Source organism: Candidatus Chloroploca sp. Khr17 (assembly GCF_004138165.1).
GTDB lineage: Bacteria > Chloroflexota > Chloroflexia > Chloroflexales > Chloroflexaceae > Chloroploca.
On the sequence record NZ_RYFF01000009.1, the window covers coordinates 131049 to 145216 of the forward strand.

12 protein-coding genes are annotated in these 14168 nt (G+C 58.1%); 7 read left to right on the forward strand and 5 right to left on the reverse strand.

All coding sequences use genetic code 11. The features are described from left to right. Positions 1 to 504 precede the first annotated feature (504 nt). The 7 genes from EKD05_RS08000 (at position 505) to EKD05_RS08030 (ending at position 6362) form a co-directional block, all read left to right on the forward strand. Entirely contained in the window at positions 505 to 1329 is an 825-nt protein-coding gene (locus EKD05_RS08000) for a type 1 glutamine amidotransferase domain-containing protein (protein ID WP_129671911.1), read from the forward strand. Positions 1330 to 1387: 58 nt separating this feature from the next. Then, positions 1388 to 3097, forward strand: a complete 1710-nt coding sequence (locus EKD05_RS08005; protein WP_129671912.1) for a thiamine pyrophosphate-binding protein — start codon at positions 1388 to 1390, stop codon at positions 3095 to 3097. 75 nt (positions 3098 to 3172) lie between these two features. Continuing rightward, a complete protein-coding gene (locus tag EKD05_RS08010; protein WP_165360641.1) occupies positions 3173 to 3625 on the forward strand; it encodes a nuclear transport factor 2 family protein in 453 nt (150 codons plus the stop codon). Positions 3626 to 3780: 155 nt separating this feature from the next. Continuing rightward, the gene (locus EKD05_RS08015; RefSeq protein ID WP_129671914.1) at positions 3781 to 4170 is read left to right on the forward strand and encodes a nuclear transport factor 2 family protein; all 390 of its coding nucleotides are present in this window, start codon (positions 3781 to 3783) and stop codon (positions 4168 to 4170) included. An 87-nt stretch (positions 4171 to 4257) separates the two neighbouring features. Continuing rightward, positions 4258 to 5106, forward strand: coding sequence for an MBL fold metallo-hydrolase (locus EKD05_RS08020; RefSeq protein ID WP_129671915.1), 849 nt, complete (start codon positions 4258 to 4260; stop codon positions 5104 to 5106). A gap of 159 nt (positions 5107 to 5265) precedes the next feature. Beyond that, complete coding sequence (locus EKD05_RS08025; RefSeq protein WP_129671916.1) at positions 5266 to 5835, forward strand: DJ-1/PfpI family protein; 570 nt, start codon at positions 5266 to 5268, stop codon at positions 5833 to 5835. Between the two features lie 125 nt (positions 5836 to 5960). Further along, positions 5961 to 6362, forward strand: a complete 402-nt coding sequence (locus EKD05_RS08030) for a VOC family protein (protein ID WP_129671917.1) — start codon at positions 5961 to 5963, stop codon at positions 6360 to 6362. 72 nt (positions 6363 to 6434) lie between these two features. Here the strand turns inward: EKD05_RS08030 and EKD05_RS08035 are convergent, their stop codons facing one another. From EKD05_RS08035 to EKD05_RS08055, 5 genes are all read right to left on the reverse strand, one after another. Continuing rightward, on the reverse strand, positions 6435 to 8588 hold the full coding sequence (locus tag EKD05_RS08035) for a BTAD domain-containing putative transcriptional regulator (RefSeq protein WP_129671918.1): 2154 nt from the start codon (positions 8586 to 8588) through the stop codon (positions 6435 to 6437). A 529-nt stretch (positions 8589 to 9117) separates the two neighbouring features. After that, a complete protein-coding gene (locus EKD05_RS08040; RefSeq protein WP_129671919.1) occupies positions 9118 to 10368 on the reverse strand; it encodes an ABC transporter permease in 1251 nt (416 codons plus the stop codon). Between the two features lie 168 nt (positions 10369 to 10536). Continuing rightward, a complete protein-coding gene (locus tag EKD05_RS08045) occupies positions 10537 to 11331 on the reverse strand; it encodes an ABC transporter ATP-binding protein (protein ID WP_129671920.1) in 795 nt (264 codons plus the stop codon). A 105-nt stretch (positions 11332 to 11436) separates the two neighbouring features. After that, positions 11437 to 13194, reverse strand: coding sequence for an efflux RND transporter periplasmic adaptor subunit (locus tag EKD05_RS08050; RefSeq protein WP_129671921.1), 1758 nt, complete (start codon positions 13192 to 13194; stop codon positions 11437 to 11439). A 3-nt stretch (positions 13195 to 13197) separates the two neighbouring features. Beyond that, entirely contained in the window at positions 13198 to 13821 is a 624-nt protein-coding gene (locus EKD05_RS08055) for a TetR/AcrR family transcriptional regulator (RefSeq protein ID WP_129671922.1), read from the reverse strand. Positions 13822 to 14168 lie beyond the last annotated feature (347 nt).

Below are 14168 nucleotides of genomic sequence, written 5' to 3' on the forward strand. Positions count from 1 at the left end.
TCAAGGAAGGCTGCATGTTCTTGCTGCAACGTAAACGATGCCCTGGCCGAGCAATCAGAGTTAGTATGGCGCGAAGCCGTTAAGTGATCGTTCAGACAATCTCGCTCGATCGGCCAAAAGCGTTAAGCGATAGCCTTGCTTTTTCTTAACGATCTGGCCGTAAGGATAGCCAACCAATTAATGCTGGTTTAACGCTCACCGAACTATAGTAGCCCTGGTATCCCAATGGACTGCAATGCTCGTGTGCGCCCTGGCCGGGCCGAGCATTGCGTCGCTGCGAACCGTTTCCACGAGGGGTGCGCCAGCGCCTACAGGGTGTTCTGGCCGGTCTTCGCGGAAGGGCGTGATACCTGTTGGCAAGATGCCCTAGCCCGCCAGTATAGAGTAACAGACCTTTTCCGGAAAGGTCGGCTGAGCCAACGACAATGCTGACGTCAACGTTCCAGTCGATATTGGGACAAGGATTGATGAGGGGACGCTGCTTACTTTACGAGGAGGTTCATTGTGACCAGGAAGATCTTGGTTGTCCTTTCGGAGTACGGGTATTGGGGCGAGGAACTGATTGGCCCACTTGATGTCATTGACGAGCATGGCTACGAGGCGACCTTTCTGACGCCGACGGGCAAGCGCCCCTATGCCCTGCCGCCCAGCAAAGAACCAGGCTTTTTCGATCCGCCACTCGATAAGGTCGTCGTTGACGAGTATTACGCCCGCAAGACCGCCGAGGTTGATGATTCGGGTCGTCTCGCCAATCCGCTCAACCTTGAGGCCTGGTTCCCCGAGCGGCCCTATTTCAACTCGACCAACTTTGGGCATGCCCTCGAGGAGTATCACACCAAACGGGATGCCTGCTGGAAAGAACTCGAGCAGTACGATGCCCTCTTGATGGTGGGCGGCAGCGGCCCGATGATCGATATGTGCAACAACATTCGTCTGCACGATGTCATTCTTGGCTTCCTGGCCCAGGGCAAGCTGATTGCCGCCGAGTGTTATGCCGTCACCGCCCTCGCCTTTGCGCGCGACTTCACCGAGCGCAAGAGCATCATCTGGGGCAAGCATGTCACCGGCCACGCGATTGAGTACGACTGGCACGATGGAACCGGCGTGCTGGGCATTGACCACAACTTCAAGTGGGCTTTCTATCCCCTCGAATTCATTCTCCGCGATGCCACCGGCCCCGATGGGCAGTTCCACGGTGGCGTGGGCCGCACGATTTCGACCATCCTGGATTATCCCTTCCTGAGTGGACGTTCGACCCAGGATTCACGCCTGGTCGGCGAGTTGATGGTTCAGGTGCTCGAACATGGTCTGCGCCGCTACGGTTGGTAGCCAGTTCACGCTCGGGTTGGCAGGCCCGCTAGCCCGAGCCCAGGGAGAGATCGAGCGTATGCGCAAACGTACTGGCAATCAAGCCATTCTTGAACAGTTTCTTGCCGATGGCATGAACTTCATGTTCGGCAACCCCGGCACCGTTGAGCAGGGGTTCCTTGATGCGGTCGCGGACTATCCCGAGATGCGGTATATTCTGACGCTCCAGGAGTCAGTCGCGGTCATGGCCGCCGATGGCTATGCCCGTGCCACCCAGCGCCCAACCCTGGTACAGATGCATAGTTCGCCAGGGCTGGGCAATGCGATCGGCGCACTCTATCAGGCCAAACGCGGTCACTCGCCGCTCGTGGTGATCGGCGGCGACGCGGGCCTGCGCTATATGAATACCGAGTCGCAGATGTATGGCGATCTGGTCGCCTTCGCCGAGCCGGTCACCAAATGGTCAACGATGGTGCTCGAACCAGCCAATTTGCTGCGCGTGATTCGGCGGGCCATCAAGATCGCCGCAACCCCTCCCATGGGGCCGGTTTATGTCTGTGTGCCCGCCGATGTGCTCGATGCACCCGCCGTCGAGCCGGTCATGCCTACGTCACTCTTTTCGACCCGGGTGGCACCAGCTGGCGAGATGATCGCCGCGATGGCCCAGATGCTGGTTGCCGCTGCCACGCCGATCATCTTTGTTGGCGACGGCGTGGCCTACTCGGGGGCGCAGGCCGAACTGACACGAGTCGCCGAATTGCTCGGCGCTGAAGTCTGGGAGGCCGATTCGGGCGAGGTCAATATGGCCTACGATCATCCGCTCTACCAGGGCATGACCGGCCATATGTTTGGTTTTGCCAGCAAGCCCATCACCCAGAAGGGCGATGTCAATCTGGTCTGCGGCACCTATATGCTGCCCGAAGTCTTTCCCGAGCTTGGCCCGATCTTCGCCGAGGGCGCGAAGGTGATCCATATTGACCTTGATCCAGGGGCGATCGCCAAAAACCACCCGGTCGATCTCGGCGTGCTCGCTGATCCCAAGCTTACCCTTGGGCTGCTCGCCGAGGCCATTGATGCTAGCTTCTCAAGCGAACAACGCGCCGCCGCCCAGGCTCGCGCCGCCGCTATCGGTCAGCGCAATGCCGAAAAACGCGCCAGCCTGCTCGAGGCCGATCAGGCTGTTCGCGACAGCACGCCGCTCAAGATGAGCCGTTTTATGGAAGAACTGGTCGCCCAGTTGCCCAGCGAAGATGTGATCATCGTCGATGAGGCGCTGACTTCGTCACCGGCACTTGTACGCTACTGGCCGCCCCAACGCACCGGCGCATACTTCCTGACCCGCGGTGGCTCACTCGGCATCGGTTTCCCCGGGGCCATCGGAGCCAAACTCGCCAATCCCACCAAAACGGTGCTTGGCTTTAGCGGCGATGGCGGCTCGATGTATACGATCCAGTCGCTCTGGAGCGCCGCACGGCACAACCTTGACGTCAAGTTTATCGTCTGTAATAACTCGTCCTACCGTCTGCTCCAGCTCAATATTGACCAATACTGGAAAGACCAGGGCCTGCCCAAACGTGACTACCCGCTCAGTTTTGACCTGTCGAGCCCACCGCTCGGCTTCGTTGACATAGCCCGAGGGATGGGGGTTGCGGGTGTACGGGTCGAACAACCGGAAGAGGTCGCCGGGGCGATCAAGCAGATGCTCGAGCATCCGGGGCCATTCCTGATTGATCTCGCCCTCGAAGGCGATGTGCATCCCGAACGTGTCGGCGCAACGTGTGGCCAATAAGATTGTGCGTGAGGTGAGGTCTAGCACAACCGTGCCCCACCTCAGGCTGAAGCAAGCTAAAGGAAGATGATCCCAATGAGTGACTCAACGACCCTGACCGAAGCCGCCATCAGGCGATTTGTCGCAGCCTGGTACGAAGCCCTCGATTTTCATGTGCCCATCGAACAGGCCTATGCGCTGCTCGCCGACGAGGGTCTCAATATGCAATTCCCTGACGGCGACATTCGCGACTACAACAGCTTCAAAACCTGGTACGACCGTGTCACCAACCTCTTCTTCGACGAAAACCACTACGTGCAACAGGTCGAGATGCAGATCGACGGCGACACCGCCGTGCTCGACGTGATTGTCGGCTGGCAGGCAAGCTGGTGGGAAGCGCCCGCCGCCAAGAGCAAGCGCGTCTCGATGGACGCAACGCAGCGCTGGACGGTACGGAGTTCCGACAAGAATGCCTTTGGCATGGTGATCGAAAGCTATAACGCCACGGTCGAACCCTTCAAGTATGCACCCGGCTTCGCCCGGTTGTAGCCCTTAGACGCAATACCTTGCAAATAAGGCGGCTCTTTTGACGCAAAGGCGCAAAGGCGCAAAGGTTTTTGCGTAGGTGAGCGTAACCCTTCGCGTCTTCGCGTCTTCGCGTGAGCTTATTTGAAAAGTATTGCCCTCAAACGGAGAATGACAGCATGAGCAATCGCGAGATTCTCGAAAAGTACTACGAATACGCCAACGCAGGCAACTGGGATGCCTGGTGTGATCTCTTCACCGATGATCAAGAGATGGACGAGCAACTCGCCGGGCATATTTCGGGGCTCACCACCCTGCGTGGCATGATGGCAGGCATGGGCCAGGCCTACGCCAAATTCCAGAATGTGCCCAAAACGATCTTTGTCAGTGGCGACGAAGGGGCCGCCGTCTCACATATCTCGGCCCTGGCCGCCAAATATCCCGACGAAGCCATCGAGGCTGAAGTGATGAACTACTTCAAATTCCGCGATGGCAAAATCGCGTACATGGCTAACTTCCACGACTCGAAACCATTTGAACCTTTCCTCCGCCAGATCAGCGAAGGGTGAGGCTGTTTGCTTCATTGAGAGAAAAGCCCGCTACGCGGGCTTTTGTCCCGCGCAAAAAACGTAGCTGTAACCAAGGAGTAACCACATATGTCCACCTACCCCATTGTTCACACCTTCGACGGCAAATTTGTCGAGCTCCCACGCGATCACGTGCATGCCTACATCGTTGAGTTAGAAAACTCGGTGGTGCTGGTTGATGCCACCTTGGCCCTCTCGAGCGCCAGTGAATTCCGGGCCAAAGCCGAGGCGCTTGGCAAGCCGCTCAAGGCGGTCTTGATGACCCACGGCCACCCCGATCACTACGTTGGCCTGGCGAAATTTGCCGACCTGCCCCGCTACGGCTCGCAGGGTTGTCTCGATTTTGCCATCCGCGAAGACGTCGCCAAAGCCGCGATTGCCAAGTACCTCTTTGGCGACGACTTCCCCGACGAGCGCGTCTTCCCTGATCAGATCATCAGCGACGGCTTTACGATCACCTTCGATGGCGTCACCTTCACCTTCACCGACCTCGGCCCGGCTGAATCCGACAGCGACGGCATGTGGAGCTTCGAGAAAGACGGCGTCTTGCACGCCTTTGTTGGTGACACGGTTGCCAATCACACCCACTGCTTCTTCCGCGATGGGCATACCCCCAACTGGCTGCGTGCCCTTGATCGGCTCGAAAAAGAACTCCCCGACAATGCGCTGCTGTACATCGGTCACGGCGCGACGCCCTCGTCGAAAGAGATCATTGAGTGGCAGCGCGGCTACATCCACACCTTCCTCGATGCCGTCAAGCAACTCACGTCCCTCGAAGCCCTGGCCGCAACTCGCCCCACCCAGGAGAAGATGATTGCTGCCGTCAAAGAATATCTGCCCAACGATGTAACGCTCTTCCTGCTTGACTACGAACTGCACCACTCGATCCCCGAGACCTGGAAGCAACTGCAGGTCTAAAACCAATACCTTGCAAAGAAGGACGCGAAGCGACCTCACAGGTCTTGATGATGGTGTCCCAATGCCAACGAGCAGCCCTGTGAGGTCTTCTTTGCAAAGTACTGGGTCTTAAAACAAGCAAGCAGTGGGCTCCGTTAGCGGGGCGAAAGGTGACGAAGGATGAAGCTGCAGGGTCAGAAGGTCGGCGTCTTGATCGAAAGCGATTTCTACGAAGACGAAATCTTCTATTACAAGCATCGTTTTGTTGAAGAAGGTATCGAACTGCATTTCCTCACCCGTCTGTGGGGGCAGCCGTCGTTGAGCTTCCTTGGGCACGAGTATCGTGCGCCGTTGACGGTCCACGAGACGTTCGAGGGTATGAGCGATGAGGAGTTGCGCAGTTACGCGGCGATCATTGTGCCATCGGGCATTGTCTCGGATCGCCTGCGTTATACCGAGGATCCCGAGAAGATCCCGCCCGCCACCACGTTTCTCAAACGCGCCTTTGCCGAGCCGGGCATCATCAAGGGCATCATCTGTCACGGGATGTGGCTCGTTGCCCCGGCCCCGGAACTGGTACGCGGGCGCCCAGTCACCGTGCATAACAACCTGATCAGCGACGCGAAAAATATGGGCGCACTCTATACCAATCAGGATCTCGTCATTGACGGCGACCTGACGACGGCCCGCACGGGCGGGCATTGCCACTTGCTGGCACGCTCGATCATTGATCAACTCGCCGCCCGTTAGCCAGGGCTTCAAGTTACTTTACCGTTCGGATGCCTCCATCACGGCATCATGCGCCCGACTATTTCCTATTTCCTATTTCCTATTTCCTATTTCCTATTTCCTAGTCTTAGCACCAAGGAGGTTGCATGCAATTTCATCACATGGCCCTCACCTGCAATGATGCCGAAGCCGTCGAAGCATTTTATGTCAAGCACTTCGGTTTTCAGCGCGCCCGGGTCATCGACCTGGGCGAGAGCAAGATCGTCTTTCTTCGCGCAGGCGAGGCCTATCTGGAACTGTTCGAAACAAAAGAAGCGCCGCCGGTGGAAAAAGCCGGCAACGATGGCCCGGGGTACCCAGGCTGGCGCCATATTGCCTTCAAAGTGGACGATGTTGATGCTACGCTCGCCGCGATGGGCGACGAAGCCAGGGTGACGCTTGGCCCCTTCAGCTTCGACGCCTTCATCCCCGGCTGGCGCACCGTCTGGGTCGCCGACCCCGAAGGCAACATCGTCGAAATCTCGCAGGGCTACACCGACGCCGCCTAGGCCAAAACAGCGGATCCAAGGGCACCAAAAAAGCCAGCAAAGCTGGCTTTTTTGGTTGATCCGCTCTCAACCTTATTCCCCAAACACCTTCAGATCTTTCGGTAACGCCATAATCGTTCGGCGATTATGATTGGCTGTTCTGAGGGTTTGATGCTGATGGGCAAGGATCGGTGTTCGTATAAAGCGAGGGGCAATGCGATGCGCCTGAGCGACCTGTTCGGCGAGGCGGCGACGATCGCCGGGCGGCAAACTCTGCACAACAGCGCGCCAGATCAGCGGCGAGGCAAACGTATAGCTCACATTGCCCACATATTCCATCCACTCCACCTCACCTTGCGTCAACCCCTCCTGACTCAAGGCCACAGTCGGTACTTCCCGCACAAGATCGAAGGCAAGCAGCGGTTGCATCATGCGCATAATCGCGTGATGATCGCTTTCAAGTGCTTTTGCCATCAAACTCAAGCTAAACGATTGACCACTGACCGCTGCAAGCTGGAGCAGCATCTGCGCCTCACTGGGCAAACGACCGACCTGCTCCATCAACAATGCCTGAAGCTCAGGTGCAATATACTCCTGCGCATGGGCAAGTTGCTGGGGATGCAGGCACCAACCCTCATTGTGGCGTATGAGAATCTTGTGCTCAACAAGCTGGGTCACGACCTGCGAGAGCAGAAATGGATTGCCCCCCGACACCTCAGCCAACGTCGCCGCCAGCAGCGTCATCGCCGTCGCATCAAGCCCGGGGAGGCTCTCCACCATCTTCTTGATTGCCCCCTCGTGCAGGCGGCCGAGTTCGCGCACCGCCAGACCATCACTACGACGCAGGCGCGAGGCAAGGTGCTGCAGCGGATGCGCCACATCGAGCAACTCCGAACGGTAGGCCCCGAGATACCAAATACGGGCCTGCTGACAATGACGGGTCAGGTAGTTGAGCAGATCAATCGTTTCGCCATCAACGTAGTGCAGATCATCAAACCAGAGCACAACCTCACCATAGTGGCGGTCGAACTCAGCAAGACAGACCGATACCGCTTCAAAGAGATGTTGTCGCTCAAAGACCGGCACCATCGCGTATGCTTCAGGCAAACCCGGCGTCAACGCACGCATCTCGGGCAACAACTGACGCAAAGCTAACTGCCAGTGCTCAGGTAAGCGCTGGAACAATTCCGGGTTGGCCTGGAAGCCGACCCGCAGCACATCAACCACAGGCTGAAAAGGTACCGCCTGATGAAAACGCTCACAGCGTGCCCGCAGCACCAGCGCCCCGGTGCCCGCGATAAAATGCAAGAACTGCTCGACCAGACAAGTCTTGCCAATCCCGGCCACCCCGTGGATCAAGGTAAAACGACCACACCCGCGCTGCACCAGGTTGTACTGCTCTCTTAGCCAGAGAAAATCAGGGCCGCGCCCAACAAAGGGGAGCGGCAGCAAACGAGGGGCGCTTTCGGTCAGGGTGAGAGGCCTGCGTGCTGGTGCAGGTGCAACCTCCCCCGCAAGAATACGGTGGTAGAGGCTTTTCGTCTCTTCTTCCGGGTCAATGCCAAGTTCGCGCCCAAGAATCTGCTCACACGTTTTATACTGCGCAAGCGCCGCGCTACGCTGCCCACTCAACGCCAAGAGTAACATCGCATAACGGTGCGCCTCTTCATGCCAGGGTTCAAGCTTCAGCAAGCGCATCGTATAGTGCAGTGCCTCGGTATATTCAGCACACTGCATATGATATTGGGCTAACGCATAACAACTCTGCATCATCAACTGACGCATATGCTCGCGTTGCAGCAACAGCCACTCCTCGAAGAGCAACGCACCACGCGGTTGCAGCCCGTGCAACAGATCGCCATGATAAAGTGTGACCGCATCGCGCAACAGACTAATCGCGTCGCTGCGGGTCGCATCGTACCGTTGCACCGAGCGTTGAAAGAGCGCCGCGTCAATCCAGCAAGCCTCGTCAGTCTGCAACGCAACTGTCTTGCGATTGATCTGCATATGCTCGGGAAAAAGTTGGCGCAAATTGCACAGCACGACCCGCAAATTTGCCTTGGCCTCGGCTTCTGGCATCTCACTCCAGAGCAGTGCTGCCAGATCGTCACGCGAGTGCGTCTCGCCTGTAATTGCCAGATAACAGAGCAATGCTTCAGCTTTATTGGAAACAAAACCTGTGATCCGCTTGCCGCCGTACGTGATGCGAGTGTGCCCAAACAACTCAAGATTGAGCATGACCGTCATCGTACTCAGACCTCCTGCGTAGATTCGATCACCATTGAGTATCTACACTCCCCGGCAAGGGAATGCGCTATATATTGGGGACAAGCCAGGAGTTGCAAGTGATAGAACGCAGTATAGCACAAAATTCCCTCGTGGGACGACCATGAAGGAATTGTCATCTAGGGCCAATACCTTGCAAATAAGGCGGCTCTTTTGACGCAAAGGCGCAAAGGCGCAAAGGTTTTTGCATAGGTGAGCGTAACCCTTCGCGTCTTCGCGTCTTCGCGTGAGCTTATTTGAAAAGTATTGCATCTTCTTCCGTCGCCGTGAACGGCTCGGCTTTTGGTTTGCAAAGGCCACCTGCGTGGCCTGATCCAGCCGGCGCAGGCCGGCTTTGCCCAGCGTAGCCGAGGCGTTGACGCCGACGGGAGGGGCGGATGCGCGTGATCCGTGCGCAGAGCGGCCCCACGAACGCAAGAGGCAAGCGCCCTAGTGTTCCGCGCAGCACAAAAGCCCGCTATGCGGGCTTTTGTGCTGCGCAAAATCACGCTTATTCGTAACGCAGCGCCTCAATCGGCTGAAGCATCGCGGCGCGGCGTGCCGGATACAAGCCAAAACCGAGGCCAACAAAGACCGCGAAGACGAGCGCGATGACCACGGCTGTCCACGAGATCGCTGCCGCAATGCCGGTCGCCACACCAATCAAGAGCACAATGCTGATCGCGCCAGCAATGCCAATCAAGCTGCCAACCAGGCTCAGCGCCAGCGCTTCCAACACAAATTGCCCGAGCACATCGCCATCCGAGGCCCCCAGCGCTTTGCGTACCCCGATCTCACGGGTGCGTTCGGTGACGGCAACGAGCATAATATTCATAATGCCAATGCCACCCACCACCAGGCTGATCCCGGCAACCAGCGCGATGAAACCAGTGATCGCGCCATTGATGCCCGCCAGCACCCCAAGCGCCTGCGTCGGCAGGTTGAGGCTAAAATCATCAATCGCGTCAGGTGGCACCTCACGTGATGTCCGCAGGGCGCTCACAATCAACGTCTCGGCCTCATCCACGATCTGCTCGCTCGTGATGCCAATCAGGATGCTGCTCATCTCTAGGCCCCGACCGGGCAGGTCAAGGTTGCCAATCAAGCGCAGGCGTACCGTGCTGACCGGCGCAAAGACTCGGCTATCGGTCGAAAAAGGGCCACCATTGCTATCAACAATGCCGATCACCGTAATCGGCTGGCCGTTAATCTCAACCGTACGCCCAAGCGCAGCCTTCAACATTTCTTCGTCGGCCCCAAAGAGATCACGGGCAACGGCGTAACCAACCACGCCAACCCGCGCCCCTGCGGCCTCGTCTTCCGCCGTCAAAAAACGCCCGGCGAGCATTGGCACCGTCTGCACTGATTTATAGTCTTCGTTCGTGCCAACCAGCAGTGCCTGGACCGCCGTTGTTCCAGCGCGGACATTCGTGCTGACAGCGACCTCAGGAACGACCAGGCGGAAGAGGTCAGGTCGCTGCGCCGCCATCTCTTCGAGTACCTGATAATCCTGGATCGACAGCAAGCCATAGCCGGGAACGTTCCGCGCCCCCTTCGCATTGGGATCGCCAGGCTGCACGGCAACCCGCCGGGTGCCAAGATCAATGAACTGCTCGAAGACGCTGCTCTGCAAGGCGTTGCCAAGTGATAAAACGGCAACCAATGTCCCAGCGCCAATAATAATGCCGAGCATCGTCAGCAAGGAACGAAATTTATTGGCCCGCAAACTATCAAAGGCCATACCAATTTGCTCTTTGAGCATAGATCTTTTTTTCCTCTTCTGTGTCCACCCCTGCTCTTTCACCTGGCAGAGGTGGCTTGCTTGAGACCTCACAGGTCTTGAAGACCTGTGAGGTCTGACGGGCACTCATGGCCCGTCAGCCATTTGGTAATCAGGGTGACTATACGCGGTGCTCAACAGCACATGGTATTACACGTTGTTCTTGACGGGCACGGGCACGGGCACCGGCTCAAGGTGATGCTCACGCTCCACCTGCTCGAAGACCTCGACGCCATAGTACTCGGTCAGGATATTTTCGGCGAGGCGGCCATCACGCAGGCCAATGACGCGATCCATATGACGCCCAATTTCAGGATCGTGGGTCACAACCACAATCGTGCGCCCTTCGTCACGGTTGAGTTCGCGAAACAGCGCCATAATCTCGGCCCCGGTGCGGGTATCAAGTGCGCCCGTTGGCTCGTCAGCCAGAATGATCGCCGGGTTGTGGACAAGTGCCCGTGCAATGGCAACCCGTTGCTTCTGCCCACCCGAGAGCGTGCCGGGCAAATTGTCAACCTTGTGCCCCAGTCCGACGGCCTCAAGCGCAGCCTGCGCTTTGCGACGCCGCTCACGCCCATCAACCCGCCCATAGACCATCGGCAATTCGACGTTCTGCAACGCACTCAACCGCGGCAACAGGTTAAAGTTCTGAAAGACAAACCCGAGTTTCTGATTGCGCACCCGCGCCTGCTCTAACCGACTCAGGTTGCTTACATCTTGCTTATCAAGGATGTAGCTTCCCGAGGTTGGGGTGTCAAGGAGCCCAATCAGGGTCATTAGCGTACTCTTGCCGCTCCCTGACGGCCCCATGATCGCCACCATCTCGCCCTGGTTGATCGTAACCGAGACATCATCAAGGGCACGGAACAGGCCATCGCCCGTCGGAAAGTCTTTGACCATCTGCTCGATCTGCACAATTGGTCGTGTTATATAATCGGTAGTCATTTGACCTGATGCTTTCTAGGTTTGTGTATTCCAGCACTGCTCTATCTTCCGGGAAGGTTCGGCACCATCCATAACTGGGGGCCCCTTCCCGGAAGGTTCGCGACCTTACGGCAAGGCAACCTCATCACCCTCAACCAGGCCACCCACAATCTCGACCCGGTCACTCGTGCGCAGGCCCACCTCGACGGTGCGCTCTTCGATTGTGCGCTCACCATTGGCATCAGTTACCACCACGCGCACCACCTGCTGACCGCCTTCGCTCCGCACCGCACTTGTTGGTATCGTCAGCACGTCGCTCCGCTCGGCGGCCACAATCGTCGCACTCGCCGTCATCCCAGGCTTGAGCGCGCTGTCGTCAGGATCAATCTCGACCGTCACCTGATAGGCGGTGACGCTGCTGCCAGTCTGGGGGAGCGACTCGAGGCTCACTACCGTCCCTGGGAGGGTCTCGCCCAGGGCGTCAAGCAGCACCTGCACGCTCTGCCCAAGCTGGACACGGGCAATATCAACTTCGTCAACGGTCACTTTGACCAGAAAGCGGCTGACATCAATCAAGACCAGCGGAACCGTGTTGCCGACAGTCTCGCCGGGGGCAACATTGAGCGAGGCCACCACACCATCAAACGGTGCCCGCAGGATCGTATCGTCAAGCTGGATCTGGGCCTGGTCAAGCTGAGCACGCGCCTGCGCCACACCAGCCTCGGCCCGTGCCAGGTCACTCACCTGCGGATCAGCGGTCAGTTGCTCAAGGCGCGCCCGGGCCGCTTCAACATTCCCGGCCTGCGCGGCAATGGCCCCGCTGCGCTGCGCGCCCGTCAAACGGGCCAGTTCAGCCTCGGCCCGCGCAAGCTGGGCACGCGCCGAAGCTCGCACATCGGCCTCGGCACCGGTCAACAGGGTGTCAAGGTCAGTCTGGGCGGCCTGCACCCGCGCTTCGGCACTGGCAAGCCCACTGATCTCGTTCTGGATCGCATTCTGATATTCAACATCGGCCTGACGCAGCGCCGCTTCAGCGTCGGCGAGCGCGAGCGTCGCCCGTTCAAGCGCAACCACATAATCCTGGGTCTGCGCATCAGTCAAAGAGCGTAGGGTGCGCGGATCAGTCTCGTAGGTCTTGACGTGCTCAAGATCCCAGTAGGCCGTGCTATAGGCGCTCTGCGCATTACGCACCGCATTCGCCCGGGTCTCGACATTCTTGCCAGCCTGCTCTTTGGCAGCCGACAGAGCACTGCGCTGGCGCTCGAGGTCGGCCTGGGCTTCGGCAAGCGTCGAGGCTGCACGAGTACGAGCATCGTCGCGCGGGCCGGCCTCGATCACCGCGAGCCGTGCGCGGGCCTCCTCTACCGCTGCACGCGCTGCACTAACATCAGCAGCCGTCACCGTACCCTGAGTCTGGACAAGGCTACCCTGGGCCGCCTGGATCTGGGCCGACGCTTCGGCAATCTGCGCCTCGGTCGCGCCCTCTTTCACCGCAATCAGATCGGCCTCGGCACGGGCCAGCGCAGCAGCACTTGCATCACGCGCCGCCGTCAACTGACGATCATCAAGGCGCACCAGCATATCGCCGGCGGCCACCCGATCACCGGTTGACACCAGCACCTCGACCACCCGCCCGCTCGCCAGGCCAAACGCGAGATTGGCCTGCACCCGCGGCTCGACCGAGCCCGTCGCACTCACGCCAAGCCGCAGATCACTGCGGGTCACCGGCGCAAGCGTCGTTGAAGCGAGCGGATCAGCTTGACCACCCGCAAAGGTACGAAAACCCAGCGTAGCAAGCAGAGCCACAACAAGTATACCGGCAATAATGGCCGCAATTGAAAGACGACGGCGATTAGATGAACGCGATTGAGGAAGCGTGGTCATGTATTATTCCTTCGTTATGCCAACACCATGTATAAAAAGATCAACGAGAGCATGCGGATCGAGATCCGATGTTCCAAAAAGTGTTTCCGGCTGATGTTCCCAACCCTCAACTGTACGGGAAGCAAACTCTTGAAACGCCTCGGCCATGCCCATAAACATCTTGGCCAGCGTCAACGCGCTGTAACGCGCCAGTTCACCATCGGCAAGCCCAGCCTCCATCACCTCTACAATCGGGGTAAAGAGTTGCGCATAAAAGGCCCGGCCAAGGATCGCCCGGTGACCAGGCCCAAGGTGCGCTGCCATTTCGTGGCGCATCAGGCGCATATCGGTATCCCGATTCGCCATCAAAACAGTCGCTACCGCGACGAGCCGCTCAGCCAACCCCCCTGGCCGTGCTGCCGCATAGCGCAACCGTTCACCCATCTCGGCCAGCACCCGCAACCCCATCTGCACAAACAGCGCCTCTTTGTCCACAAAGTAGTAGTAGAGCGTCGGCTTGGTAACGTCTGCCTCCCTGATAATGTCATTGATCGAAACAGCCTTGTAGCCACGCTGCAAGAAGAGGTTGCTCGCAGCATCAACAATCTTGACCGCAGTCGGGCTACTCACTGGCTCGAAGTCTTGCATAGATCAAAACCTTCCTGACCGGTAAGTAAGCATTCAAAGCAGTGTGTTTCACAAATCTTACCGACCGGTTAGGAAGAGTATACCGCGATGCACAGGCTTTGTCAATACCCTGGGGCAAAAAAAAGCAAAACCCGCGTAATTTACGCGGGTTTTGCACAGGTTTAGCTCCAATACCTTGCAAATAAGGCGGCTCTTTTGACGCAAAGGCGCAAAGGTTTTTACGTAGGTGAGCTTAGCCCTTCGCGTCTTCGCGTCTTCGCGTCTTCGCGTCTTCGCGTGAGCTTCTTCGCGTCTTCGCGTCTTCGCGTGAGCTTCTTCGCGTCTTCGCGTCTTCGCGTGAGCTTCTT